Source organism: candidate division WOR-3 bacterium, from assembly GCA_039804025.1.
GTDB lineage: Bacteria > Hydrothermota > Hydrothermia > Hydrothermales > JAJRUZ01 > JBCNVI01.
The window spans coordinates 154420-180523 of record JBDRZP010000002.1; the positions used below are offsets into that span (position 1 = coordinate 154420).

Below are 26104 nucleotides of genomic sequence, written 5' to 3' on the forward strand. Positions count from 1 at the left end.
TTCAATCCTCCATCAATTTTTGAAGTCTCTCCTTTGCTTCCTTATGCTCAGGTATAATTTCTAAAAGTTTTTTATAAAGGTTTATAGCTTCTTCGTTTTCATTGAGAATCTCCATTAAAAGAGCAAGATGGTATATAATATCTGGATCAGATGGATTCTCTTTGTAAAGTTTTTCAAGAATTTCTCTTGCTTCTTTATAATTTTGCGAGAGCATTAAAAGCTTAGCTTGATCAAAAAGATCTTCTTTCATTTTGAAAATAAATCTTCAACTTTTTTTCTTTCACCTAAAACAAAAAGCACATCACCTTCCTTTAACTCCTCATCCCCTCCTGGGCCTATTATAAGTTCTTCCTTCAAGACAGTTTTCCCTTTTTCATTAACCTCTGGAACTTTTCTTTTTATCGCCACTATATTTACGCCATATTTTGTTCGAAATTCTAGCTCAGAGAGTTTTTTTCCTGAAAATTCAGGAAGTGAAGCTCTTTCTTCAAGAACATAGTTATCAGAAACCTCTATAATTTCAAATAAACCCGGCGAATAAAGGTTTTTAGCAAGTTTTTCAGCTATTTCCTTTTCAGGGAATATTATTCTTGTAACACCTAATTTATCAAGAATTTTTGCATGTAGTTCATCCCTTGCTCTTGCTATTATTCTTTTTACTCCCCTTTCCTTTAATAAGAGGCATGTTAAAATGCTTGCTTCAATTTCATTATTAATTGTAACAATAATTGCTTCAAAATCTTTTATATCAAGTGTGGCAAGTGCTTTTTCATTTGTTGTATCCATTATGTAAGTTTCAAAAGCAAAATCCTGAACAGAAAGAATTTTTTCCTCTTCCTTATCAACAGCCACAACCTTTGCACCAAGTTCTGAGAGGTTTTGGACAAGAAGTTTTCCAAACCTTCCAATACCAATTACGCAAAATTCTCTTTTCATTTAAAAATAATTATAAAGAACTTGATAATTAACTTCAAAATAATTTAAAATCAAAAAAACAGGTTCTATTCCTTTGAAAAAATCCCTGATATGAAAAAATTATTTTACATTTTAAACATTATTCTTGCTCTAATTCTGATTTACATAATACAGTATCCTAAAATACAGCAGGGTAAAATAGTAAAAGCAAAAATTGCTTTTTACCCTTCTCCTGCTAGTTTTCCGGTTTTTGTTGCAAAGGAAAAAGGATTTTTTGAAAAGGAAAAAGTGGATGCTGAAATTATAAAGACTTCTTTACCGGAAGTTATAGATGAATTAAAAAGGGGGAAGGTGGATATAGTTGTAGGTTACCCGCCTATTGATTTCTTTATAAGGCAAAAGGAGGAGATTGAAAACTATAAAATTATTGCGGATGTTGAAGATAATGAAGATTTTGTATATGCTTCCCTTTTTGGTTTTGGAAAATTGAAAGAAATTAAGGACATAAAGAATTCTTTATTTTATTATCCTTCACAGAGAATGGAGGGAAAGTTTATTGGGAAAAAAATTTCTGAAAACTTTGGTTTAAATATTAGTAATATCTTTGAATATCAAACAGTTTTTCCTCAGATTATAGAGGGTGCAGCTCTTGTTTACGAACCTTACAGGTTATTTTTCCTGAAAAGAAATATAAAAGTTTTAGTTGATGATGTTTTCAAGGAATTTTTTGGGGAGGGTTCAGTTATTGGAAGTGTTTTGTGTTCAAAGGTAACCCTTGCGTATAACAGGAGAGCATATGAGAGATTTAAAGTAATATGGGATGAATCTGTTGATTACATAAAAAATAATCCTGATGAGGCAAAGAATTTATATATTGCTTACTGTGTTCAATATCTTGATGCTGATTTCCTTAAAGAAGATTTAGAAAGCTATGAATTAAAACTTCCAAGATATAAAAAAACAGGAGAAGTTAGTGATTTAAGTTATTTAACAATTGTAAGAATTTTAAAAAATTCAGGATTTATTTTTACTGAGCCAGATTTAGCAAGTCTTTTTGAGGTAAAATGAAGATTTTAAAAATCGGAGCCCTTGCTTCAGGTAGGGGTTCCAATGTTGAGGCTATTTTGAAAAATATTAAATCTGGTTATCTTCCCTGTGAGATGAAAATAGTAATTTCTGATAATCCGGATGCACCTGTATTAAAAATTGCAAGGGAGTACGGTGTAAAGGCTTTATATATTTATCCTGGTGAAAGAAAACATACCCTTGATCCAGAGAGGGAAGAAGAGTATGCAAGGGTTTTAAAAGAAGAAAGTGTAGAACTTTTAATTCTTGCAGGATTTATGAGGATTTTAAAAGGGGCACTTTTAAGGGAGTTTAGAAATAGAATAATGAATATACATCCTTCCCTTCTTCCTGCATTTAAAGGTCTTAATGCGCAAAAACAGGCTCTCGAATACGGTGTTAAAGTTGCAGGCTGTACTGTCCATTTTGTGGATGAGACAGTTGATGGTGGTCCGATTATACTCCAGAGATGTGTTCCTGTGCTTGAGGATGATACACCTGAAGCCCTTGCTGAAAGAATTCTTAAGGAGGAACATAAGATTTATTCTGAAGCAATTAAGCTTTATGCAGAGGGAAGGTTGAAGATAGAGGGTAGAAGAGTTAAAATATTATAAATATAACTAAAAAATAATGAGCGATTTTGTTCATTTACATCTTCATACGGAGTATTCCCTTCTTGACGGGATAATTCCTATTGATAAGCTTCTTGATAAGTGTGTTGAAGAAAGAATGCCTGCCTGTGCTATAACTGACCATGGTGCTTTATTTGGTGTTATAGAGTTTTATAAAAAAGCAAAAGAAAGGGGTATAAAACCAATAATAGGGGCTGAGCTTTATATAACAAGATCAAGAAAGGAAAAGGTGGTTTCCCCAGGTTATGATCCTTATAATCACATAACCTTAATTGCCAAAAATTTAAAGGGATATAAGAATTTAATGAAACTATCTTCAATAGGATATCTTGAAGGATTTTATTATAAGCCAAGAATTGATAGGGAGGTTCTTAAAAATTATTCTGAAGGACTTTTCTTTCTGACAGGTTGTATTAAAGGAGAGATACCACAGCTAATATTACAGGGTAAGATAAAAGAAGCAGAGGATCTTTTAAAAATATACATGGAAATATTCGGAAAAGAAAATTGTATTATTGAGCTTATGGATCTAAATATGGAGGAAAACATAATTGTAAATAAAGTCCTTTATGAATTTGCCAAAAAGTATGATCTTGTGTATGTTGCCACAAATGATGTTCATTATCTTGATAAAGAGGATTATGAATTTCATGAAGCAATTCTTGCTCTTCAAACAGGTAAGACATTGAAGGATAAGGAAAGATTCAGATTTAAAACAAAGGAAGTTTATTTTAAAAGTGAAAAGGAAATGAAGCAAATTTTCAGTTATGATGAAAGGGCAGTTTTAAATACAAGAAAAGTAGAAGAAATGATTGATATTGATTTGAAGCTCAACGAAAATTTTTATTTGCCAAAAATTGAAATACCACATCAGTTTGATAGTAATTTTGAATATTTAAAATATTTAAGTTATAAAGGGCTTGAAGAAATTTTTAAGGGTGATATAAAAAAGAAGTATATTGAAAGGTTAGAAAAGGAGCTTTCAATAATACAAAAATTAAACTTTGAAGGTTATTTCCTGATTATAAAGGACATAGTTGATTTCGCAAAAAGGGAAGGAATACCTGTTGGTCCTGGCAGGGGTTCAGCAGTTTCTTCACTTGTTCTTTATTCACTTGGTGTTACGAGGATTGACCCCTTGAAGTATGATCTTCTTTTTGAAAGATTTTTAAACCCTGAAAGAATATCTCCGCCTGATGTGGATATAGATTTTGGTGATGAAAGGAGAGATGAAATTTTATCCTATATAAGAAAAAAATACGGAGAAAAAAATGTATCCCAGATTATAACTTTTGGGAGAATGAAGGCAAGGCAGGCAATAAGGGATATGGGTAGAGTATTGGGTTATGAATATTCCTTTGTTGATAAACTTGCAAGAGAATGTATTGAGGGAACTTTAGAAGAATCATATTCGGAAAATCCGGTTTTTAAGAGACTTGTTGAGGAGAATGAAGATTACAGGAAGATATACGAGTATGCAAAAAAAGCAGAGGGACTTGCAAGACATGCCTCAGTTCATGCAGCAGGAGTTGTTGTTGCTCCATCTGAAATAACTGATTATGTGCCTCTTTATATGGATTCAAAAGGAACCATCTGTTCTCAGTATGAGATGAATTCTCTTGAAGCTGTTGGACTTTTAAAAATAGATATATTAGGACTAAGAACTTTAACTGTAATTGAAGATACATGTAAATTGTTAAAAAATAAGGGAATAGAGGTAGATCCTTACAATTTGCCTCTTGATGATAAAAAAACTTTTGAAATTCTATCAAGGGGTAAAACTCAGGGAGTTTTTCAGCTGGAATCAAGGGGGATGAGGGAACTTCTTAAAAGATTAAAACCGGATGAATTTAGGGATCTAATTGCAATTCTTTCCCTTTATAGACCCGGACCAATTGAGGCAGGAGCAACTGAAGAATATGTGAGGAGGAAAAAGGGACTTGTTCCTCTTAGTTATCCCCATGAAAAACTTGAGAAAATTTTAAAGGAGACCTTTGGTCTCATTGTATATCAGGAGCAAGTTATGCTTATAGCCCATGAGCTTGCAGGTTTTTCCTTTGCTAAAGCTGATATTTTGAGAAAGGCTATGGGTAAGAAAAAGGAAGAATTAATGAGTGAAAGTATAATGAGGGAATTTGTAAGTGGTATGGTAGAAAGAGGTATTCCTGAAGATATGGCAAAGGATATGGTTTTAAAGATACATTCCTTTGCAAAGTATGCTTTTAATAAGTCTCATTCAACAGGTTATGCACTTTTATCTTATATAACAGCATACCTCAAGGCAAATTATAAAACAGAATTTTATGCCTCTGTTTTAAACAGTGAAATAAATAAAATTGAGAAAGTTTCTTACTTTGTTCAAACTGCAAAGAGGGATGGTATAGAAATTTTACCTCCCTGTATTTTAAATTCAGATAAATTCTTTAAAGTTGAGGGGGAAAATAAAATAAGATATGGGCTTTTAGGGATTAAAAATGTAGGAGTAAATGCCTGTGATCATATTATAGAATTGAGACGACAGAAACCATTTACCTCTTTTGAGGATTTTGTTAGAAGGGCTTCGTCCAAAAAAGTTACCAAGAAAGTTATAGAAGCATTGATTAAAGCAGGGGCTTTTGATATTTTTGATCCAGATAGGGAAAAATTGATGAATATTTTTGAAAATAAACTTGTTAAAAAATCAGTTCCCTCACTTTTTACAAATAAAGTGGAGGAAATTCAGGAAGAAAAAGATGCTTTAAGAGTTATGGAGTGGGAAAAGGAGGTTTTAAATATGTATTTTAAAAACCACCCTCTTGAACCCTATTCAGAATTTGTAGAGATTCTTTCAACCCACTCATCAATTGATATACAGGAAGAGGAGGAGATAGAACTTAGAAATGTAAGAATGTGTGGGGTTTTGAGCAAAGTGGAATCAAAAATTAATAATGATGGGAAAAGAAATTATTATATTCTGCATCTTGAGGATTTTGAAGGTTCTTTTCAAGTTGTTATATTTGATGAATTGAAGAATAAAATTGAAAAATACCTTGATAAACTTGCTCCTTTTTATGTTGAAGGAGATGTTTTTCAGGGTTCTTCAAAAATATTTGCAAGAGAAATTATGCCTTTAAAGGAAGCGATTTCTAAAAAATTGAAGGGAATACTTATAAAATTAAATTTAAAAGAACTTGATGAAGAAAAAATTAAAAGTTTAAAGGAAATAGTAAATAAATTTAAGGGAAAATTTGATCTTTATTTATCCCTTGATACAGGAGAAAAAAGGAGAATTTATAAATCAATGGTTTTTAAAGTTTCTTTTAAGGAAGAGTTTTTTGATGAAATTAATGAACTATTTGGGGAAAATAGGATTGAAAGTCTTGTTGAATGAATTTTTTAAGTTAACAGTTTTTTAACCCAAATTTAATGATTTTTTAATATTCCCCTTTTATCTTTATAAATAAGGTTCAAATCCTAAAAACAAAAAGGAGTTTATATGAAACACTATATAAAAAACTCAGTAATAATAGCTTTATGTGCAGGAGTTCTATTCTCTCAAAAGATAGTTCGTGTAGATGGTTCATCAACAGTATTCCCTATAACAGAAGCTGTAGCAGAGGAATTTCAGAAAGTTTATAAGGATATAAAGGTGGTTGTGGGAATTTCAGGAACAGGTGGTGGTTTTAAAAAATTTTTAAGGAATGAAACAGATATAAATGATGCCTCAAGACCAATAAAGGAAATTGAATATGAAATTGCAAAAAAAAACGGTATAGAGTTTATTGAATTACCAATTGCCTACGATGGACTTACAGTTGTTGTTAATCCTTCAAACAATTTCTGCAATGAACTTAAAGTAAGTGAACTTAAGAAACTCTGGGAACCTGCTGCTCAGGACAAAATAAAAATGTGGTCACAAATAAGAGAGAGTTTTCCTGAAAAGGAAATTCACCTTTATGGTCCGGGTGTGGATTCAGGAACATACGATTATTTTACAGAGGCTGTTGTTGGAAAAGAAGGTGCTTCAAGGGGTGATTATGTTGCTTCTGAGGATGATAATGTTTTAGTTCAGGGTGTTGCAAGTGATCCACTTGCTCTTGGGTTCTTCGGTTATGCTTATTACGAGCAGAATAAAGATAAACTAAAGGCTGTGGCTATTGATCCTGAAGATGGTAGAGGACCTGTTTATCCCACAATTGAAAATATAAGAAGAGGTAAATACTTTCCCCTTTCAAGACCAATTTTTATATATGTAAATGTAAAATCCCTTGAAAGGGAAGAGGTTAAAAAGTTTGTTGAGTTTTATATTAAAAATGCAAAGAAACTTGTATCTGAAGTTGGCTATATTCCTCTTTCTGACGAAGCTTACGAACTTGTTTTAAAAAGATTTAAAAACAGAGTAAAAGGAACATTATTTGGAGGAGAAGGTTCAAAAGGGGGTATAAGTTTAGAGGAACTCCTTAAAAGAGAAATAAGATAAATTATAATATTTCCTCTATTAATTCTTTTAAATATTCAGATACTTCAAGAATATTTCTTTCATTTAAAGAGAATTCAATTCCTGTGCTTTCAAAAAGTTCTTTTAAAGTTTTTGTTCCACCAAGAGACATTCCCCTTTTATATCTTGTAATTGCATCTTTCTTGTTTTCTCTGTAAATTTTCCATAACCTGATTGCACTTAGCAAAGCAATTCCATAATCTATATAATAAAAAGGGTATAAAAATATGTGAAGTTGTTTATACCATGTTACATTTTTTAAATATTCAATGGAATCCCAGTTTACATTTGAGGGAGAAAGTTTTTTATCAAGTTCAATAAAGTAAGATTCTCTTTTTTCCCAAGAGTGGTCTGGATTTAAATATAAGAAATGCTGGAAACCATCAATTTTACCAATATGGGTTAATCTTTTTAAAATTAATGAATAATATTTTGTAAAAATATCTTTATACAAGTTTTCATCTATAATATTTTTGAGTTCCTCAAGAGTAAAGAATTCCATTGCTATTGAAATAAGTTCTGCAAATTCCGATACTGGCATTCTTATGTAAGGATTTTCTATATCCCTTGATAGCATATAATTAACACAGTGTCCAAGTTCATGCATAAAAGTCATAAAATCATCAATTTTACCTGAGGCATTCATAAAAATATAGGGTAATTTATCCTCATGAATATAAACCATATAACCACCTTGACTTTTATTTTCCCTTGCCATTAAATCAAGTCTTTTATTTTTATATAGAATTTCAATAACTTCCTTAAAAAAAGGATCTATTCTCTCTGCGACATTAAGAGCCAATTTAATAAGTTCTTCTTCATCCTTAAATAATTTTATCTCATCCCTTTGAAAAATTGAAGCAAAAATATCCCAGGGTTTTATTTCCTTTAACTTTAGTTTTTCTTTTAAAATTTCAAGGTAGTTTTCATAAATAGGTTTTATATATTTTCTTACACCTTCTCTATATTCATCTGTATCTTCTGGTCTGTAATCAAATCTCAAAAGCTGAATCCAGCACATATCTCTATAATTTTTAAAATCTGCATTTATTGCCTTTTTATTTCTTAATTTTACAAGTTCATCCATTAATTTATTAAATTTTTCTCTTTTTTTATAGATATTAAAGTGCATTTCAAAGAAGGCTTTTTCCCTTATTTCTCTTTCTTTATTTTCAAGTTTTGATTCTATTTCTGATAAGGTTAATTTTTTTCCTTCAAGTTCAAAAGAAAATTCAGAAATAATTTTTTCATATTCCATTTTTAGTTCTTCTTCTTTTTTTTCTAATTCAATGTTTTCTTCTCGATGGAGTCTTATTTCAACTTCAATAATTTTCTTAAAAACCTGATTTTCGATTTCATCAATAAAACCTGAATCAAAAATTTTTTTATAAAAATTAAATGTGTATTTTTTTAATTCAGGATCAATTTTTTCAATAAAATTTTTATATTTTTCTTCATATTCCTTATTTTTAGTATTCCCTGTCCAGTTTACATAAGTTCTATTTCTTATGGAGTATATTTCATCAGTAATTTTGTAGAATTCCTTCAAAAGGCTTTCTAAATTTTCTTTATTTTTTATTTCTTCTTGAAGAAGTTTTTCGAATTTTTCCTTTATCATTCCCCCTTTAAAATTTCTTGGATTAAGTCTTCTGTTTTTTCAAATTTTTTCTCCTTTAATTTTTTCAATACGAGTTCCTTTGCTTCACTTCTTTTTAGCCCGAGTTTTGTTAGTGCAGAGATTGCCTCTTCTATATTAATTCCTTCTTTAATCCCTTCAAAGATATAGTCTTTAAATTCAAGTAAGATTAAACTTGCCCTTTTTTTCCCAACCCCCTTTATTTTAGAAATCATTTTTTCCTCATTCCTCTTTATTATTTCAAGAAATTCATCCACATCATAATGGGAAAGAATTTGAAGAGCAACTTTTGAACCTATCCCTGTTATTGATATAAGTTTTTCAAAAAGATTTTTTTGTTTTTCATCTAAAAATCCAAAGAGTTCAATTTTTTCTTCTGAAATTATTGGTAAAATATAAAGAGAAACTTCACTTCCTTCCTGAGGCAATTTTTCCATTACTTTAAGGGGAATAGTTATTCCATATTCAATACCACCTGTTTCAATTGCACAGAAAAAACTTCTTTTAAGGGTAAGTTTACCTTTTATTCTGTAATACATCTTGATAGAGCAAAATAAGCAAGGGAAAGGGCATCAATTTCATGTTCTGAAATTTTTTCTTTAAAATTCCCCTTTAGAAGGTTTTTTAGCATAAATTCAACCTGATAATTTTTTGCTTTTCCAGAACCTGTTATTGCTTTTTTCCAGTTTGAAGATAAGGTTTCAATATATTTTAATTTATTTTTTTCGAGTAAATAAATTATCACACCTTTATATTCTCCCAGTTTTATTGCATCTCTTGGATTATTTTTTGTAAATACCTTTTCAATAGCAGTTAATTCAGGTTTATATTTTTTTAAAATTTTCTCAATTTTATTTCCCAGTTTTACAATTCCTTCAGAATTTATCTTGCTTGAAGCTATAATATTTTTATATTCATCAATTATAGCAATTCCAGTATATTTAAGACCCGGGTCTATACCTAAAAAATATTTTTTCCTTTTTCCCTTTATACTGTTCCTACAAGTTTTGAAAATTCTTCTTCAGACATTTCAAAATTGGCAACCACCTCCTGAATATCATCGTGTTCTTCAAGGGAGTTTAAAAGACCCATAAGTTTCTCTGCATCTTTTCCTTGAACTTTTACCTGGTTTTTAGGTATCAGCCTTACTTCTCCTTCGGTTTCTATTCCCTTTTCATTAAGAATTTTTTTTACATTCAAAAATTCTGAAGGTGATGTGTATACTTCAAAATATTCTTCTTCTGTTTTCACATCCTCTGCTCCTGCTTCAAGGGCAATTTCAATAAGTTTTTCCTCATCTATATTTTCCTTTTTGATGCGTATAATTCCTTTTTCTTCAAATTGCCACTTTACACTTCCTGTTATTCCAAGGTTTCCTCCGTATTTTGTAAAAAGGTGCCTTATTTCTGAGGTTGTTCTATTTTTATTATCAGTGGTTGCTTTTATGAATATAGCAACACCACCTGGACCGTAACCTTCATAATAAACTTCCTCATATTTTACGCCTTCTATTTCACCTGTTCCTCTTTTTATTGCCTTTTCTATATTATCCCAGGGCATATTATGGTCTCTTGCTTTTTCAATTGCAAGTCTAAGCCTTGGATTATTTTCAGGATCTCCTCCTCCAAGTTTTGCAGCAACCTGTATTTCTCTTATTAATTTATTAAAAATTTTTCCTCTTAGGGCATCAACTTTTGCCTTTTTATGTTTTATCTGTGCCCATTTAGAGTGTCCAGCCATATATTCCTCCCTTAAAAATAATTTTAATAGTAAAGTTAATCAAGTTTCAACAATTTCTCCTTTATTTTTCTCCTTTCAGTTTGTAAACAAATAAAGTAAGTTCCCTTTTTAATTTCTTTTGAATTCCATAGTATCTTATAAGAACCCTTTTCCATTATTCCTTCCTTAATGATAGCAATTTCTCTTCCTGAAATGTCAATTAGAGAAAGTTTTAATTTTTCTTTTTCGGGAATTCCAAATCTTATTATATAGGAATTTGAAGCTGGAGAAAATACAGGTTTCATTAGATAATAATTTTTAATTAAACCTTCCTTATCCTTAATTTTTTCTTCAACACCAACAGCTGAAAATCTTCCTGTAATAACAAGTGCAAACTTTTGCGGTCCGTGTGGGATATTTTCACCTTCCACCTGAACTATATAAGTTCCTGCTGGTGCATTTGAAAGATAAAATACTTCAACTGGATTTATATTATCCTTTGTTCCACCAGTTTGAGATTCACCATTTGAAAATCTGTTTCCATAATAGGTTCCGCCTGGTCCCTGAACAATTAAATTTAAATTATTTATAAGTGCAAAATTGGATCCAGCAGTTGCAGGATAATCTGTCCATACTAGAACAATTTTTAATTTACCTCCACTTGCATTCACATAGTAAAATTTTGAAATTCCTGTAGAAAGCTCAGAATTATCATCTACATAAAGTTTATCCTGGTCACCTTGGAAATATAAAGAGTTTTCAAGTTTTATTCTTCCCCAACCCTGTGAAGAATCTGGTATAGGATGAACTTCTCTTGAATCTATCTGGTCTGGATCGGTTCCATTCATCTGTTCAGCAGAAGCTATTATCATTGCCTTTAAAAGTGCACCTGATGGAATAAAAGCATCAGAAGGATTTTTAATCCCTGAAGGATACCATCCCTCAGTAAAATATTGCCTTACAAGGGCAACTGCACCTGCTACAGCAGGAGTTGCCATACTTGTTCCCATAAAGGGGTAAGCTATTGTATCACAGGTTGGATTTGAAACAGTATCATTGTCTGCTGATCTTATATATAAGTTAGGATCAGTATTATAAGCATTATTCCCACAATCTCCACCTGGTGCCATTACATCAGGTTTTATTCTGTTATCAAAAGCAGGTCCCTTACTTGAATAAAAGGCAGAAATATCATGTTTTGGAGGAGGAGGTGTTGCTCCTACTGTTATTACATTTTTAGCAGCACCAGGCGGTCCAACTGTTCTGTAATGAACAGAATCAAGAACCTGCCCTGTGGTTTGGTTAATACTTCCTCCTGAATTACCTGCAGCAAAGACACAAACTGCATCCTGATAAGTATACATAAAGTTATCAACCTGCTCATCAAAAGTTGTATAAACTGTTGTATCGGCACCTCCCCAGGAATTGGAGAAAATTCTTGCTCCGTGATTATAAGCATTAGAAAAGGCTGTAAATAAGTCATCAGGAATCTGAAGAGCTCCTAACCAGCAGGTAAAGAAATTGTCTCCTGTATATTGGACAGTTAATTTAGCATTGTAAGCCATTCCCTTAAATTGATTTAGATTATTTGTCTGATCATAACCTGCAGCAGTACCTGCTACATGTGTTCCATGTCCTAAAGCACAGGCATCAGTGTAAAATCCAGTATAACTTTCCTTCCATACTATTTTATCAGGTCCAAAAAAGCAGGAGGCAGTGTCAACACCTGTATCCATTATATTTATCACCTGATTTTCTCCATGAATGCCTTTGTTCCAGATAGGTGATGTATTTTGAACATTATTCTGGATTACCCAGTAAGTTCTATCATTCATTTTAAAGAAAGGTCTTTTTTCCTCAATCCAGAATATATCATCATCAAAGGCTAAATTTTTAATATCACCTTCATATTTTATTACAAAAACAGGATGTTTTAAGGATTTAATTTCTTCAATAATCTGAGCCCCGTAATTTTTTAGAGAATTTTCTGCTTTACTAAAATCAACATCTTCAAAAAAGTGAACATAAAATATGTTTTTATATATGTTTTCGTATTTTTTCCCTTTCACTTTTATCTTTTTCCCTATATTGGGTGATATTTTAAAGGCAGGTTGATATATATAAATTCCCTCAACAAATTCAAGTTTTTTAATATTTTCAATAACTGATTGTTCCTTTATTCTAACAGCAAAGGCATTTTGAGGAACATAATGGAGAATTTTTCCACCTTTATTTTCAATTTCATTTTTGTAAAAATCATATATCGGTGATTTTAACAGAATAATGTACACATTTGATGATGTTTTTGTTAACTCTTCTGGTATCCTGGGTAAATTTGAAGGTGGATCCCATCTGTATCCACCTAAAGCTATATAGGATAATATCAATAAGAGAAACATGTATTTTTTAAAAAATTTTAAGGATTAGAACCTTAAAAACTATTATATTCATACTTTATATTGTGTTTCAAAGTTCTTTTTAGAAAAATTTCTGCTTTTTTATAATCTCCTTTTAGTTCATAAATTTTAACAATTAAAGGTAAAGCAAGAGGATTTCCAGTTATAAGAGAAATATTTGAAAGATTTTCCACTTCTAAAATATCTTCATTAAAAATAGCACCAGCAAGAGCTCTGTAAAAATAATAGTTTCCGGGAGATTTTTCTTTTTTAAATTTTGTAAGAAGTTCTGGAATTTTTTCATAGTTTTTTGTTTTAATTAAAAAATTTAAAATTTTTACACCTTTCGATATATCCTTGTATTTTTCAAAAAGATATATATCCCTTTCAGAACTTTTTAAGACAAAAATTTCCTTTAAATTTTCTTTCGATACCCAGAAGCTTCTATTTGAAAATAAAAATGTTAAAATTAAAAAAGTAGAATTTAAAAGAATTTCTCTTATCTTATTATTTTTGATAAATAGGAGAAAGGTTAACAAAAAGGGATATAGATAAGGATAAATAAGATGAGAAAAATTACCAAAAAATATGGAAGAACCTGCTAAAAAAATTAAATTTGCCTTTATAAAATTTTTAATTTTTTTATCTAAAAAGGTATTGTCAAAAAAAATAAAAATTGTGAAAAAAATAAATGGAAGTTCACCAAGAAGAAAAACTGTCATAAGTGAAATTGTTATGTAATAAATATTTTTCTTATTCTCAATTAAAACAAAAATTGGAAGTATTATTATTGATATGTAATCAAAGGGAAAGTTAGGGGACGGGATATCATATTTGCTTTTTAAAAAGAAAATTTTTATAAAGGCTGAAAGATAGCCCCATATTGAAAAACTTAAGATTTTGCTATATTTGATTTTTATTTTAAAAAAGAAAGGAATAAGAAAAATTGTTAATAAAGCATAAAATAATCCTTGTTTTGAATTGTAATCAAAGATATAACCACCTTCCTTGAAATAATTTAAAAAGTAACCTGGAATACCACCAACTGTTATTACAATAAAGAAAGAAAAAACAAAAGAAAAGATAGATTTTAAAATATTTTCACTTTTAAAGAAAACATAAATAGAGATTAAAAAACAAATTATAAAAACCTCAAGGACTTGTCCTTTTGATATGTTTTCTCTTTCAAATTCTCCCTTAAAAAGACTTATTAAAAGATTTTTAATTGAAGTGGGATAAGCAAGCATTTTTCCTCCACCAAAAATAAAATCAATTAAAGGTGCAAGAAGGATTAAAAAGGAAAAATGAGTAAAAAGAGTTAATACTTTTAATTTTTTTTCTTTTAAAATTAATGAAACAAAAATAACAAGAATTAAAAAAATTGAGGAGTAAAAAAAGAGGTGATGAATTGTAAAAAGAAGGGAATCATAAAGAGAAGGTGTTCTAAATATTTTAAAATCTCCTTCTAAGGCACTTTCAAGCAAATCCCTTAAAAAAAATATGCTTATAAGAAAAAAGAAATGTTCTTTTTGAAAATCCTTATCTTGAGCATTTAAAATTGTTTTTTTAATAAAATTTAACACTTTTAAAATTATATGATAAATTTAAGGAGGTCTTAAATATGTCAAAAAGAGTTTTAATCCTTGGTGCTGCTGGGAGAGATTTTCATAATTTCAATGTTTTTTTTAGAGATAATCCCGATTACGAGGTTGTTGGATTTACAGCAACACAGATACCTGGTATAGAGGGAAGAAAGTATCCTCCTTCTCTTGCTGGTAAACTTTACCCTGATGGTATCCCCATTTATTTAGAGGATGATATGGAAAAAATTATAAAGGAAAAGAAAGTTGATATTGTTGTATTTGCTTACTCTGATGTTTCCCATATTTATGTTATGAATAGGGCTTCAAGGGCACTTTCAGCGGGTGCGGATTTCTGGCTTTTAGGTCCTGAAAGCACAATGATAAAATCAAATAAACCTATTATTTCAGTATGTGCCGTGAGAACAGGAAGCGGAAAAAGTCAGACTTCAAGAAAAGTTGCTCAAATTTTGAGAAATTTAGGAAAAAAAGTAGCAGTTATAAGACACCCTATGCCCTATGGTGATCTTGAAAAAATGAAGGTTCAGAGGTTTGCTTCATTAGAGGATTTAGATAAGTATAAGGTTACTATTGAAGAAAGGGAAGAGTATGAACCCCATATTACAAGAGGTTCTATTGTTTATGCAGGTGTTGATTATGTCGAAATTTTAAAGGAGGCGGAAAAGGAAGCCGATATTATTTTATGGGATGGTGGTAATAATGATTTTCCTTTTTATAAACCTGATTTACATATAGTTGTTGCGGATCCTCTTAGGTTAGGTCATGAGGAAACATACCATCCTGGAGAAACAAATTTAAGAATGGCAGATGTTATAGTAATAAATAAAGTTGATTCAGCTCCTTTTGAAAATATTTATAAACTCAGGATGAATATAGAAAAACTTAACAGAAAAGCAATAATTATTGAGGCAGCCTCTCCTATTTTTGTTGAAAATAAAGAAGTTATAAAAGGTAAAAGAGTTTTATGTATTGAGGATGGTCCAACTCTTACCCATGGTGAAATGGATATAGGTGCTGCCTATATTGCAGCGAAAAAATTTGGTGCAAAAGAGATTATATCTCCTTTGCCCTATGCTGTTGGTTCAATAAAGGAAACCTTTGAAAAGTATCCACAGACTCAAAAAGTTCTTCCTGCAATGGGTTATGGTGAAAAGCAGATAGAAGAACTTAAAGAGACTATTTATAGAACCCCCTGTGAAGCTGTTGTTATTGGAACTCCGATTAATTTAGCGAGTCTTTTTGATATAGGAAAACCATGGGCAAGGGTTAGGTATGAGCTACAGGAAATAGGCGAACCAACCCTTGAAGATTTAATAAAGGAATTTCTTGGTAAATTATGAAAATAAAAAAGGAATACATTTTAGCATTTTTAGCCCTTTTAACAGGTTTTTTTACTTTTTACCTTTCACTCTTAGCAACACCTGCTGAAAGAAAAATGGGAGATCTTGTAAGAATAATGTATATTCATGTTCCACAAGCATGGATTTCTTTTCTTTGCTTCACTTTGGTATTCATTTTCAGTATTTTATATCTTCTAAAAAGAGAATTAAAGTGGGATATACTTGCTGAAACATCAGGTGAAATTGGTGTTTTGTTTATAATCCTGACACTCATTACAGGAATGTTATGGGCAAAATCTGTTTGGGGTCATTTCTGGGTGTGGGATCCAAGATTAACTACAACCTTGATTTTATTTTTTCTTTACACTGCTTATATGATTTTCAGGGGATTTATTGAAACACCTGACAAAAGGGCAAGATTTGCTTCAGTTCTTGGAATAATAATTTATATTGATGTTCCTCTTGTTTATTTTTCTGTGAAACTATGGAGATCAGTTCATCCTTCTGCTTTTACACCTGGTGATGTATTGATAACATCATCAATGAGATATGCTTTATTTTTGAATGTTATTCCCTATGTTTTTCTCTTTGTATTAATATTTTTGCTTAGATACAAGATTGCTAAAAGAGAATTAAAAAAATTGGAGGAAACTTTATGAAATATTTATATTTTTCCTATTTAGTGGTATGGATAGGGTTAATATTTTACCTCCTTTATCTACATAACAAAATAAAGGAATAATTAAACTTTTTCTATTTGATTTTTTTTTTAATTCTATTATATAATTAGAAGTCCAAATTAAAAAGGAGGGTAATATGGTTAAAAAAACAATCTTTTCTGTAATAATAGCGGGAATTTTGTTCCCGCTTGGTCTCAAAGCAAGTAAATGTGTAACCTGTCATGAAAAAGTTACTCCTCTTCTTGTAAAACAGTGGAAAGAAAGTAAGCACTCTAAAAATGATGTGGATTGCTCAGTCTGTCATGGTGAGCATACAGGAGCAAAGGATATAGATAAACTTAAAATGCCTACCCCTGAAACCTGTGCTAACTGTCATGAGCAAAGGGTTAAGGAATTTAAGGAAGGAAAGCACGCCTTAGGGTGGATAGCAATGAAGGCTATGCCAATGGTAATGCACCAACCAATACAGGTTACAGGAGAAAAGGGATTTAAAGGTTGTTCAGGGTGTCACAAGATAGGATTAAAATCAGAAGAGGAACTTAAGGAAGCAAAGTTCTATTATGGAACAGGTTCCTGTGATGCCTGTCATACAAGGCACAAATTCAGTGTTGAAGAGGCGAAAGATCCAAGAGCCTGTAGAACATGTCATATGGGATTTGACCATCCTCAGTGGGAGATGTGGTCAACTTCAAAGCATGGGACAATATGGGAAATTGAGGGGAATTCTGGAAGAGCGCCCACTTGCCAAACCTGTCATATGCCTGATGGGAACCATGCTGTTATGACTGCCTGGGGATTTCTCGCTTTAAGGGTTCCTGAAGATGATAAGGAATGGTGGGATAATAGAGTAAATATACTAAAGGCTCTTGGGGTTCTTGATGATAAGGGTAATCCTACTGAAAGATTTGAAGCTGTTAAATTAGCAAAAGTTGCAAGATTGACAAAGGAAGATTGGGAAAAGGAAAGAGAAAAAATGTTAAAGGTTTGTTCTAACTGTCATTCACAAAAATATGCAAGGGAGCAACTTGAAGCTTCTGATGCGGTTTTAAAAGAAGCAGATAAACTTATGGCTGAAGCAATAAAAACTGTAAAGGAACTCTATGATAAGGGAATTTTAAAGAAACCTGAAAATTGGAAATTTGCACCTGATTTGCTTCAGTTTTATGAAGCAAAATCATCAATTGAACAGGAACTCTATGTTATGTTTCTTGAATACAGAATGAGAACATTTCAGGGTGCCTTCCATGCTAATCCTGACTATATGCACTGGTACGGATGGGCAAAGATGAAGGAATCCTTACAGAAAATTAAGGACGAAGCAGAAAGACTTAAAAGGGAACATAAAAAGTAATTAAATTAATTGAATTAAGTCCCCCCCTGTGAAGGAGTTTCTCCTTTGCAGGGGTTTTTATTTTAATAAATTTAAATTTTAAATCCTTTTTTCTTTTTTTTCCTCTTTAAGTTCAATTTTCATTTTTTCAAAAACTTTTTCCTCAACGTATATTTTAGCTTTTTTTCTTATAGCAAGGTTAATTGCGTCAGAAGGTCTTGCGTCAATTAGAATCTTTCTTTTTCCCTGTTTTAAATGTATGGTTGCAAAATATGTTTCATTTTCAAATTTATCTATGGTGACCTTTTCAATTTTAGCTCCAAGTTTTTCTATTATGTTATTAACAAGTTCATAGGTTAGGGGTCTTCTTGATTCCATTTTATTGAGTTCTCTTAGAATTGATATTCCTTCACTTTCTCCTATGGAAATCAAGAGTAAGGAATTAGAGTTAATTTCTTTAAGAACAAGGGTATAACCACCTTCCCTTTGAGGTATTAAATCAAAAACCTCAACCTCAATCAATTTTGTTAAAATAAAAAAAGTAAAAATAAAATTCATAGTTTTTCTCCTTTTATATTTAAAATTATATACCAAAAATTCTTTTTAAAAACTCAGGAATTTTAAATCCTGAAAAATGTATTTCCTTGTTATAGTATCTTGTATTCTTTGGAATTCTAACTGGTTTCAACATTTTTATTTTTTTATTAAAAACAAAAAGATAAAGCCAGAGTCCTCCAGGATAAGTGGGCATAGGTGAAAGATAAGGTAAAATGCTTTTATATTCATCTTTTAAAATTTCATAAAGTTTTTTAATTCTCTTTAAGTGGTGAATAGGAGATTCTGCCTGTATAGCCAGTCCTCCGTTTTTCTTTAAAATTTTTTTTAAATCCTCATAAAATTCCTTTTTATAAAAAACCTTTGCAGGTCCAACAGGGTCAGAAGTGTCTAATATTACAACATCAAATTTATCCTCTGCATTTTTAATAAAATCCTTTGCGTCTTCAAAAATAAAACTTACCCTCTTATCTTTATAAATTTTCTTAACCCATGGAAAATATTTCAGGGATGCTTTAAATACAAGTTCATCTATTTCAACCTGAATAACTTTTTTAACAGGATGTTTTAGAACCTCCCTTAAGGTTCCACAGTCTCCTCCTCCTATTATAAGAACATTTTCAGGATTTTTAATACTTGATAAAATTGGATGAACCAAAGATTCATGGTAAAAAAATTCATCCCTTTCAGTTAGCATAAAAAGGGAATCAAGCATTAAAACTTTCCCCCAATCGTAACTTTCAAATATTTCAATTTTCTGGAATTTTGATTTTTTTCTAAAAAGGATTTTTTTTGCTTTTATTCTCAGTTCTGTCCCTTTATTCTGTTTTTCGGAAAAAAACATATAAAAATATTAAGAAAAGAGGATTTGAAATTTCCTTAATAAATTGTTTATTATAATATCTCAAGCCGGGGTGGCGGAATTGGCAGACGCGCATGGTTGAGGGCCATGTGGGATTAATCCCGTGCGGGTTCAAGTCCCGCCCCCGGCATATATTTTTTATAATTGAATTTCTTTTTTGAACCTTATAAGATAAAAGTAGTTGAACCAATTTTTTTTACTTCAAAAAGAGAAAGAAAAAAAATTCTTGAGAAGGCCTTTTATAACATTTTTAAAATCCCTGCAAACAAAATAACCATTGACCTTTTGACTGATTCAGGAACAAATGCAATGAGTGAACATCAATGGTCAAAAATTATGGAAGCTGACGAATCATACGCAGGTGCTGAAAGTTTTGAAAGGTTCTGTGAAGAGGTAAAAAGTTTTACTGGAATGGATTATGTTTTACCTTGTCATCAGGGAAGAGGTGCTGAAAGAATTTTGGCAGAGTATTTTTCAAAAAAAATCAAAAACCCGATAGTTCCTTCAAATACCCATTTTGATACAACAAAGGCAAATTTAAATTATATAGGTGCAGAGACTCCAGATTTTGTAATAAATGAGGCTCTTGATCCTGAAAAATATCATCCTTTCAAAGGTAATATGAATACTGACAATTTAAAAATATTTCTGGAAAAATATCATAAAAGGGTACCTGCTGTTTTTCTTGTTCTTACCAATAACTCAATGGCTGGTCAACCTGTATCACTTCAGAATGTTAAGGAAACGAGGGAAATATGTGAAAAGTTTGGAATTCCCTTATTTCTTGATATATCAAGGATAGCAGAAAATGCCTATTTTATTAAAAAAAGAGAAGAAAAAAATAAGAGTATAAAAAAAATAATAAGGGAAATAATTTCTTATTCAGATCTGTGTTATATGAGTGCAAAAAAAGATGGAATAAGTAATATTGGAGGATTTATTGCTGTTAAAGATAAAAAATTATATGAAGAACTTTCTATGTATCTTATACTATGGGAGGGATTTCCCACTTATGGAGGACTTTCAGGTAGAGACCTTGAAGCGGTTGCGCAAGGGTTAAAGGAAGCTACTGATGAGAAATATCTTGAATTCAGAATAAAAGAGGTGGAATTCCTTGGTGAGGAACTTTCTAAAAGAGGAGTTCCTGTATATAAACCAACAGGTGGCCATGCTGTTTATGTTCTTGCAGAAAGGGTTTTTGATCACATTAAAAGGGAAAATTTTCCTGGACAGGTTTTTTCAATAGCTTTATATCTTGAAGGAGGTATAAGGGTCTGTGAAATTGGTTCTCTTATGCATGGTAAGGATGCAAAATTTGAGTTTGTAAGATATGCTATACCAAGAAGAGTTTATACAGAATCCCATTTAAGATATGTTGCAGAAGTTTCAAAATTAGTTTTAGAAAATAAAAATAAATGGAAAGGAGTTAAATTAATAAAGGAAAGCCCATATTTGAGACATTTTAGTGCTGAATTTGTGTTACTGTAAAATTTTAACTTGAATAAGTTATAGGGTATTAGTATAATATTATAATTAATCCTCAAAAAGCGGAGGGTTGGCCGAACTGGCTAAGGCGTCGGATTTGAAATCCGATATCCCGATTATATCGGGATTGTGGGTTCGAGTCCCACACCCTCCGTAAACTAATTTAAATTTATGATTGAAGTTAAAAACCTTTATAAATATTACGGTGAGGATCCTGCTGTTCTTGGCATATCCTTTAATGTGGAAAAAGGAGAAATTTTAGGATTTTTAGGACCTAATGGAGCAGGTAAAACAACAACATTGAGAATAATCACAGGATTCCTTTATCCAACAAGCGGGGAAGTGCTTATTGATGGAAAAAAGATTAATGAAGACCCTTTATACTGTAAAAAGAAGCTCGGGTATTTACCTGAAGATAATCCCCTTTATACCGATTTAACTCCAAGAGAGTATTTAAGTTTCTGTGCAGAAGCAAGGGGAATTGAAAACAAGAATAAAAAACTGGAAGAGGTTATGGAAAAAACCCAGATAAAAGAAGTGTGGGAAAAACCAATAGGAGAGCTTTCAAAGGGTTATAGACAGAGGGTCGGAATAGCTCAAGCTCTTTTACACGACCCTGAAGTGCTTATAATGGATGAGCCCACAACAGGTCTTGATCCTGTTCAGATAATTGAGATAAGAAACTTAATTAAAGAATTATCAAGGGAAAAAACAATCTTACTTTCCACCCATATACTTCCCGAAGTTGAAATGCTTGCCTCAAGAGTTATAATAATTCATAAGGGAATAATAAGAGCTGAAGGAACTCCTCGTGAACTTTCAAAGAAATTCAGATCAAGGGAAATATATTTTACTTTAAAGGGAGATGAAAAAGAAATAAGGGAAAAGTTTGAAAAACTGGATTTTGTTTCTTCATATGAAATAAAAAGGGAAGGTGAAACAGTAAGTGGAAAATTTTTGCCTAAGGAAAATGGAGATCCAAGAGAAAAATTTGCAAAATTTGCTTATGAAAATAAATTTTTGATTCTTGAACTTTATTCAAAATCTCTTGGACTTGAAGAAGTTTTTGTTGAATTGATGAAGGAGGAAGGATAAATGAAGGGTATAAAAGCAATATTTAAAAAAGAATTTTTATCATATTTTAATTCTACAATCGGCTATCTCTGGCTTATAGTATTTTCGTGGTTAAATTTCTGGCTTTTTTTCAGAGGATTTTTTTTGATGCCTGAAGCTGACTTAAGACCTATGTTTAATATGTTTCCTGTTTTATTTATAATCTTTATACCTGCAATTACAATGAGACTCTGGGCAGAAGAGAAAAAACTCGGAACCATTGAAATTCTTCTATCTCTTCCATTAAGAATTGAAGAAATAATAGTTGGGAAATTTCTTGCAGCTATTACCTTCTTCGGAATCTCTTTAATTTTAACATTACCTCTTCCAATTATTTTATCCTTTCTTGGTAATTTAGACTGGGGTAGAGTTTTATCAGGTTATCTTGGTTCTTTTCTCCTTGGTTCAACCTTTATATCCTTGGGTATGTTTTTATCTGGTTTTACAAAAAATCAAATAGTAGCCTTTATTCTTGCTGCAGCCTTTTCTTTTTTACTTTACATAATAGGTGAAGAGGCTATACTTTCTTTTATATCAGGATTCTGGGCTGAACTTTTACAGAATTTTTCAGTTAAAACTCATTTTGAAAGCATTTCAAGGGGTGTAATTGATTTAAGAGACATAATTTATTATCTTTCCTTTATATCCCTTTTTATATATGCTAATTATCTTCATCTGGAGGTGGCAAGATGAAAAGGGAAAGATTATTTTTGATTGCAGGAATACTTGCCTTCTTAAATTTAATTCTTTTAAATATATTTTTTAGAAATTTTGTATATAGGGTTGATATTACACAGAACAAGATTTACACTCTCCATTCTGTAACCAAAGAAGTATTAAGAGAGTTAAAGGATTTTGTGAATATAGAAATCTATATGTCAAGTAAACTTCCTCCTGAGATGAATCCTTATAAACAGGATTTATTTGATTTGCTTGAAGAATACAGAAATTATTCCAATGGTCTTTTGAGATATACTGTATTTTATCCTGATAAAGATCAGAATATACAGTCAAAGGCAAAAAGGCTTGGTATCCCTGAAATTACCTTTAATGTGGTTGAAAAGGATCAGGTTAAAGTTGTTAATGGAAATTTTGGTCTTGCTATATTTTATAAGGACAAAAAGGAAACTATTCCTGTTGTAACAGAAACCGAGAATCTTGAATATGATTTGACCTCTAAAATTTTAAAAATGAAGGAAGGAGATAATTTAAGAACAGTGGGACTTTTATTTCTTGGTTTAAAGCAGGAAAATTATAACATAATAAGAAGAGAACTTGAGAAATTATACAGGGTCAGAAATATAAGTCTTATAAGTAAAATACCTGAGGATATAGATGTGCTTTTAATTTTTGGTATTAAAAAACTTTTGCCAAAAGAACTCTTTTATCTTGATCAGTTTATTTTAAGGGGAGGAAAAGCTGTATTTTTCTTACAGCCTGTTGATATAAATTATGAAAATTTTGTAACAAAACCAATGTTTGAAAAAGATCTTGAATTTTTGAGAAATTATGGAATTTCTTTAAAACCTAATCTTGTTAAAGATCCAACAATTCCCTTTATTCCTATGATGTCAGAAGGTAGAGCGCTTCTTGTTCCTTACTATTATTTTGTAAAAATTTTACCAAAAAATATAAAACATCAATTTGCAAGAAATCTTGAACAACTTGTTTTAACTTGGCCTTCTGCAATTGATACACTTTCAAATGAAAATAAAGCTTTTAAATATACCTATATTTTTACATCAACAAAAAATGCTTATAGAAAGGAAGGGGGATTTTCTATTCATCCCTTTGCTCAAGAACCTCCTCCACCCAAGGAAGAACTAAAAAAATATATATTTAGCCTTATAGTTAGTTCAAAATTTAAATCAGTTTTCTTAAATGATACAAGTTTATTTAAAAACTGGACTGATTTTAAAAATGAAGATACGACAGGATTTATAAAAGAATCAAAAGAAGAAAATAAAATAGTTTTTGTTGGAAATGCTATCTTCCTTCAGGATAACTTTGTTCAGATGTATCCTGATAACGGTATATTTCTTATGAATATTGTGAATGCCTTTGCTCTTGGTAAGGATATTTCAGAAATTAAAGCAAGAGAAATAAGTGAAAGACCCGTTAAGAACTTAAATAACTTCCAGAAGTTTCTTTTCCAGAATGGAATAACTTTTGGAATACCTTTAATTGTATTTATATTTGGAATGGTTAGGTTTTCAGTTAGAAGGATAAAAAAGAAAAAATTCTCTGAAATTAAAAAGGAGGGAAAGAATGATTGAAAAACATATAAGAATTTTAGGTACTACTTTTTTAATACTTTTTGTGCTTGTTATTTTTACTGAAAGTCCTTTTTTTAAAAAGGCAAGAATGCCTAAGGAAATTGAAGTTTCAGGAGAATTTAAAGAAGAAAATATAGGTAAAATTGTTTTAAGTAGGGAAAATCAAAATCTCGAATTAAGAAAAATAAATGGATTATGGACAGTTGCTAAAGACACATTGATAAAAACTGCTGATAAGGAAAAAATTAATCGTCTTATAGAGAATTTGGGTTCTCTTAAAGGAAAAGTTATTGGAAAAAGTGAATCAGAGTTTCCTTCTTACGAGGTTGACGATAAAAAGGGAACATTTGTAAGTATTTTTGATACAGGGGGTAAAAAATTATTTGAAATTATAGTTGGTAAAAATGGTCCTGATTATTTAACAAACTTTGTAAGAATTCCAGGAAAAAAAGAAGTTATTCTTGTTGAAAAATCAATTAAACCTCATGTGTCAAATCTTGATATTGAGGCTTGGAGAAACAGAAAGGTAACAGATTTTAAACCAGAGGATGTAGAAAGGGTTGAGTATATAGATAAAGAGCAGAGATTTATGTTTTATAGGGAAGGTGATAAATGGATTCTTGATTCCCCTGAAATTAATGCAGTTCAAGGTAAAATCCAGAACTACATAAGAATGCTAAGTTCTATTTATTCAATGGGTTTTATAGATTCAATTAATGTTAAAGAATATTCATCAAAAGAGCCTTTTTTATCTCTTAATATCACATTAAAAAATGGAGAAAAACAGGGCTTTAAAGTTATAGAGAAACTTGATGAGAATAAATATGTTGTGAAAAGGGAGGGTGACGATTTTACTCTGTATACTCTTGCTAAAAACTTTGTGGAAACATCTTTAAAAAAGAATAGAGATTGGTTTACTTATGAAGGAGAAAAAGAAGAAGTTAAAAAAATAGAGGAAGTTAAAAAGCAAGAAACAAAAAAGAAAAAGTGATGGAAAATTACTTTGATGTAATTGTTATAGGTGGAGGACATGCTGGATGTGAAGCAGCTCTTGCATCTGCGAGAATGGGAGCAAAGACACTTTTAATCACAATAAAGAAAGATAAAATTGCACAGATGTCCTGTAATCCTTCAATAGGGGGTGTTGGGAAAGCTCAGCTGGTTAAGGAGCTTGATGCTCTTGGTGGTGAAATGGGTATGAATATAGATGAAACAGGCACTCAGTTTAGGACTCTAAATATTAAAAAGGGACCAGCAATGCACTCATTAAGGGCAATAGCAGATAGACAAGAATACAAGAAAAGAATGCAAAATTGTGTGCTCAGTCAAAAAAATCTTTATGTTCTTGAAGATGAAGTCAGGAGTTTTATAATTGAAGAAAAAAATAAAGAAAAATTTTATAAGGGAGTAATTACAGTAAAAAATGGAGAGTTTTTTTCAGGTTCCTGTGTTTTAACAACAGGCACATTTTTAAGGGGTCTCATTCATATAGGAAAGAAAAAAATAAAAGCAGGAAGAATGGGGGAGGATCCTTCTTATGAGTTATCTGAATTTCTCAAAAATCTTGGATTTGAAATGGGTAGATTAAAGACAGGTACCTCACCAAGGATAGATATAGAAAGTGTTGATTTTTCCCTTGCTCAGGAACAGAGAGGTGATGAACCTCCAAAGGGTTTTTCCTTCAGAAATTTTTATTTAAAAGTTGAGCAGATTCCAGCATGGATAACCTATACAAATGAAGAAACTCATAAGATTGTAAGGGAGAATTTAAATGAGTGTCCCCTTTTTATAGGTGATATAACAGGAATCGGTCCAAGGTATTGTCCTTCTCTTGAATTAAAGGTTGTTAATTTTCCTGATAAAGAAAGACATCAACTTTTCCTTGAAATTGATGGAAGAAATTCTAATATCGTTTATATAAGTGGTCTATCCACATCTTTTTCAGAGGAAATTCAGTATAAAATTTTAAAAACAATACCTCCTTTAAGGAATGCAAAAATTTTAGTTCCTGGATATGCAATA

The 26104-nt window shown here is 30.9% G+C and carries 23 protein-coding genes and 2 tRNA genes; 15 read left to right on the top strand and 10 right to left on the bottom strand.

All coding sequences use genetic code 11. From position 1 onward, the window contains the following. Position 1 precedes the first annotated feature (1 nt). Complete coding sequence (locus ABIN73_01655; GenBank protein ID MEO0268433.1) at positions 2–250, bottom strand: tetratricopeptide repeat protein; 249 nt, start codon at positions 248–250, stop codon at positions 2–4. Then, a complete protein-coding gene (locus tag ABIN73_01660; protein MEO0268434.1) occupies positions 247–936 on the bottom strand; it encodes a TrkA family potassium uptake protein in 690 nt (229 codons plus the stop codon). Before ABIN73_01660 ends, ABIN73_01655 begins: the two co-directional genes overlap by 4 nt. Positions 937–1026: 90 nt before the next feature. Here ABIN73_01660 and ABIN73_01665 point away from each other — a divergent pair, with 90 nt between their 5' ends. From ABIN73_01665 to ABIN73_01680, 4 genes are all read left to right on the top strand, one after another. Beyond that, positions 1027–1983, top strand: a complete 957-nt coding sequence (locus ABIN73_01665) for an ABC transporter substrate-binding protein (GenBank protein ID MEO0268435.1) — start codon at positions 1027–1029, stop codon at positions 1981–1983. Further along, on the top strand, positions 1980–2594 hold the full coding sequence (gene purN, locus ABIN73_01670; protein ID MEO0268436.1) for a phosphoribosylglycinamide formyltransferase: 615 nt from the start codon (positions 1980–1982) through the stop codon (positions 2592–2594). Before ABIN73_01665 ends, purN begins: the two co-directional genes overlap by 4 nt. Before the next feature lie 16 nt (positions 2595–2610). Further along, positions 2611–5982, top strand: a complete 3372-nt coding sequence (gene dnaE, locus ABIN73_01675; protein MEO0268437.1) for a DNA polymerase III subunit alpha — start codon at positions 2611–2613, stop codon at positions 5980–5982. Between the two features lie 105 nt (positions 5983–6087). After that, complete coding sequence (locus tag ABIN73_01680) at positions 6088–7071, top strand: PstS family phosphate ABC transporter substrate-binding protein (protein MEO0268438.1); 984 nt, start codon at positions 6088–6090, stop codon at positions 7069–7071. Position 7072: 1 nt separating this feature from the next. On the opposite strand, the gene ABIN73_01685 is transcribed toward ABIN73_01680, so the two are convergent. Genes ABIN73_01685 through ABIN73_01710 form a run of 6 tightly spaced genes read right to left on the bottom strand, consistent with a single transcriptional unit; the run spans position 7073 to position 14423 of the window. Then, complete coding sequence (locus tag ABIN73_01685) at positions 7073–8707, bottom strand: M3 family metallopeptidase (GenBank protein MEO0268439.1); 1635 nt, start codon at positions 8705–8707, stop codon at positions 7073–7075. Further along, positions 8704–9264, bottom strand: a complete 561-nt coding sequence (ruvA, locus tag ABIN73_01690) for a Holliday junction branch migration protein RuvA (GenBank protein MEO0268440.1) — start codon at positions 9262–9264, stop codon at positions 8704–8706. Before ruvA ends, ABIN73_01685 begins: the two co-directional genes overlap by 4 nt. Continuing rightward, a complete protein-coding gene (locus tag ABIN73_01695; GenBank protein ID MEO0268441.1) occupies positions 9249–9740 on the bottom strand; it encodes a crossover junction endodeoxyribonuclease RuvC in 492 nt (163 codons plus the stop codon). Before ABIN73_01695 ends, ruvA begins: the two co-directional genes overlap by 16 nt. Continuing rightward, on the bottom strand, positions 9713–10465 hold the full coding sequence (locus tag ABIN73_01700; protein MEO0268442.1) for a YebC/PmpR family DNA-binding transcriptional regulator: 753 nt from the start codon (positions 10463–10465) through the stop codon (positions 9713–9715). The genes ABIN73_01695 and ABIN73_01700 overlap by 28 nt, the downstream gene beginning before the upstream one ends. A gap of 35 nt (positions 10466–10500) precedes the next feature. Next, positions 10501–12843 carry a S8 family serine peptidase gene (locus ABIN73_01705; GenBank protein MEO0268443.1) on the bottom strand — a complete coding sequence of 781 codons (2343 nt, stop codon included), beginning with the start codon at positions 12841–12843 and terminating at the stop codon, positions 10501–10503. Between the two features lie 32 nt (positions 12844–12875). Further along, entirely contained in the window at positions 12876–14423 is a 1548-nt protein-coding gene (locus ABIN73_01710; GenBank protein ID MEO0268444.1) for a hypothetical protein, read from the bottom strand. A gap of 38 nt (positions 14424–14461) precedes the next feature. Here ABIN73_01710 and ABIN73_01715 point away from each other — a divergent pair, with 38 nt between their 5' ends. The 3 genes from ABIN73_01715 (at position 14462) to ABIN73_01725 (ending at position 17812) form a co-directional block, all read left to right on the top strand. After that, positions 14462–15781, top strand: a complete 1320-nt coding sequence (locus ABIN73_01715; GenBank protein MEO0268445.1) for a cyclic 2,3-diphosphoglycerate synthase — start codon at positions 14462–14464, stop codon at positions 15779–15781. Beyond that, on the top strand, positions 15778–16440 hold the full coding sequence (locus ABIN73_01720) for a cytochrome c biogenesis protein (GenBank protein MEO0268446.1): 663 nt from the start codon (positions 15778–15780) through the stop codon (positions 16438–16440). The genes ABIN73_01715 and ABIN73_01720 overlap by 4 nt, the downstream gene beginning before the upstream one ends. 157 nt (positions 16441–16597) lie before the next feature. Then, positions 16598–17812 (top strand): multiheme c-type cytochrome, encoded by a 1215-nt coding sequence (locus ABIN73_01725; GenBank protein MEO0268447.1) that lies wholly within the window; start codon positions 16598–16600, stop codon positions 17810–17812. 78 nt (positions 17813–17890) lie between these two features. On the opposite strand, the gene ABIN73_01730 is transcribed toward ABIN73_01725, so the two are convergent. Together ABIN73_01730 and speE are read right to left on the bottom strand one after the other, a co-directional pair. After that, a complete protein-coding gene (locus ABIN73_01730) occupies positions 17891–18349 on the bottom strand; it encodes a bifunctional nuclease family protein (GenBank protein ID MEO0268448.1) in 459 nt (152 codons plus the stop codon). Positions 18350–18374: 25 nt separating this feature from the next. Then, entirely contained in the window at positions 18375–19190 is an 816-nt protein-coding gene (gene speE / locus ABIN73_01735) for a polyamine aminopropyltransferase (protein ID MEO0268449.1), read from the bottom strand. Positions 19191–19254: 64 nt separating this feature from the next. Between speE and ABIN73_01740 the strand changes: the two genes are divergently transcribed. The 8 genes from ABIN73_01740 to ABIN73_01775 form a co-directional block, all read left to right on the top strand. After that, positions 19255–19338: transfer RNA gene (locus ABIN73_01740), tRNA-Leu, on the top strand. A gap of 14 nt (positions 19339–19352) precedes the next feature. Further along, the gene (locus ABIN73_01745; GenBank protein MEO0268450.1) at positions 19353–20696 is read left to right on the top strand and encodes a tryptophanase; all 1344 of its coding nucleotides are present in this window, start codon (positions 19353–19355) and stop codon (positions 20694–20696) included. Between the two features lie 61 nt (positions 20697–20757). Next, positions 20758–20847, top strand: a tRNA-Ser gene (locus tag ABIN73_01750). A 17-nt stretch (positions 20848–20864) separates the two neighbouring features. After that, positions 20865–21788: an ATP-binding cassette domain-containing protein gene (locus ABIN73_01755; protein MEO0268451.1), complete on the top strand. Its 924-nt coding sequence runs from the start codon at positions 20865–20867 to the stop codon at positions 21786–21788. After that, the gene (locus ABIN73_01760) at positions 21789–22499 is read left to right on the top strand and encodes an ABC transporter permease subunit (protein ID MEO0268452.1); all 711 of its coding nucleotides are present in this window, start codon (positions 21789–21791) and stop codon (positions 22497–22499) included. Beyond that, on the top strand, positions 22496–24082 hold the full coding sequence (locus ABIN73_01765) for a GldG family protein (protein ID MEO0268453.1): 1587 nt from the start codon (positions 22496–22498) through the stop codon (positions 24080–24082). The genes ABIN73_01760 and ABIN73_01765 overlap by 4 nt, the downstream gene beginning before the upstream one ends. Then, a complete protein-coding gene (locus tag ABIN73_01770; protein ID MEO0268454.1) occupies positions 24075–25073 on the top strand; it encodes a DUF4340 domain-containing protein in 999 nt (332 codons plus the stop codon). The genes ABIN73_01765 and ABIN73_01770 overlap by 8 nt, the downstream gene beginning before the upstream one ends. Further along, positions 25073–26104 (top strand): FAD-dependent oxidoreductase (locus ABIN73_01775; GenBank protein MEO0268455.1); only part of this gene is annotated, 1032 nt, incomplete at its 3' end. The genes ABIN73_01770 and ABIN73_01775, both read left to right, overlap by 1 nt.

Excerpts from the sequence above, each read along its gene's own strand:
- ABIN73_01655 (MEO0268433.1), bottom strand. The coding sequence starts at position 250 with ATGAAAGAAGATCTTTTTGATCAAGCTAAGCTTTTAATGCTCTCGCAA.
- ABIN73_01660 (MEO0268434.1), bottom strand. The coding sequence starts at position 936 with ATGAAAAGAGAATTTTGCGTAATTGGTATTGGAAGGTTTGGAAAACTT.
- ABIN73_01665 (MEO0268435.1), top strand. The coding sequence starts at position 1,027 with ATGAAAAAATTATTTTACATTTTAAACATTATTCTTGCTCTAATTCTG.
- purN (MEO0268436.1), top strand. The coding sequence starts at position 1,980 with ATGAAGATTTTAAAAATCGGAGCCCTTGCTTCAGGTAGGGGTTCCAAT.
- dnaE (MEO0268437.1), top strand. The coding sequence starts at position 2,611 with ATGAGCGATTTTGTTCATTTACATCTTCATACGGAGTATTCCCTTCTT.
- ABIN73_01680 (MEO0268438.1), top strand. The coding sequence starts at position 6,088 with ATGAAACACTATATAAAAAACTCAGTAATAATAGCTTTATGTGCAGGA.
- ABIN73_01685 (MEO0268439.1), bottom strand. The coding sequence starts at position 8,707 with ATGATAAAGGAAAAATTCGAAAAACTTCTTCAAGAAGAAATAAAAAAT.
- ruvA (MEO0268440.1), bottom strand. The coding sequence starts at position 9,264 with ATGTATTACAGAATAAAAGGTAAACTTACCCTTAAAAGAAGTTTTTTC.
- ABIN73_01700 (MEO0268442.1), bottom strand. The coding sequence starts at position 10,465 with ATGGCTGGACACTCTAAATGGGCACAGATAAAACATAAAAAGGCAAAA.
- ABIN73_01705 (MEO0268443.1), bottom strand. The coding sequence starts at position 12,843 with ATGTTTCTCTTATTGATATTATCCTATATAGCTTTAGGTGGATACAGA.
- ABIN73_01715 (MEO0268445.1), top strand. The coding sequence starts at position 14,462 with ATGTCAAAAAGAGTTTTAATCCTTGGTGCTGCTGGGAGAGATTTTCAT.
- ABIN73_01720 (MEO0268446.1), top strand. The coding sequence starts at position 15,778 with ATGAAAATAAAAAAGGAATACATTTTAGCATTTTTAGCCCTTTTAACA.
- ABIN73_01725 (MEO0268447.1), top strand. The coding sequence starts at position 16,598 with ATGGTTAAAAAAACAATCTTTTCTGTAATAATAGCGGGAATTTTGTTC.
- ABIN73_01730 (MEO0268448.1), bottom strand. The coding sequence starts at position 18,349 with ATGAATTTTATTTTTACTTTTTTTATTTTAACAAAATTGATTGAGGTT.
- speE (MEO0268449.1), bottom strand. The coding sequence starts at position 19,190 with ATGTTTTTTTCCGAAAAACAGAATAAAGGGACAGAACTGAGAATAAAA.
- ABIN73_01755 (MEO0268451.1), top strand. The coding sequence starts at position 20,865 with ATGATTGAAGTTAAAAACCTTTATAAATATTACGGTGAGGATCCTGCT.
- ABIN73_01760 (MEO0268452.1), top strand. The coding sequence starts at position 21,789 with ATGAAGGGTATAAAAGCAATATTTAAAAAAGAATTTTTATCATATTTT.
- ABIN73_01765 (MEO0268453.1), top strand. The coding sequence starts at position 22,496 with ATGAAAAGGGAAAGATTATTTTTGATTGCAGGAATACTTGCCTTCTTA.
- ABIN73_01770 (MEO0268454.1), top strand. The coding sequence starts at position 24,075 with ATGATTGAAAAACATATAAGAATTTTAGGTACTACTTTTTTAATACTT.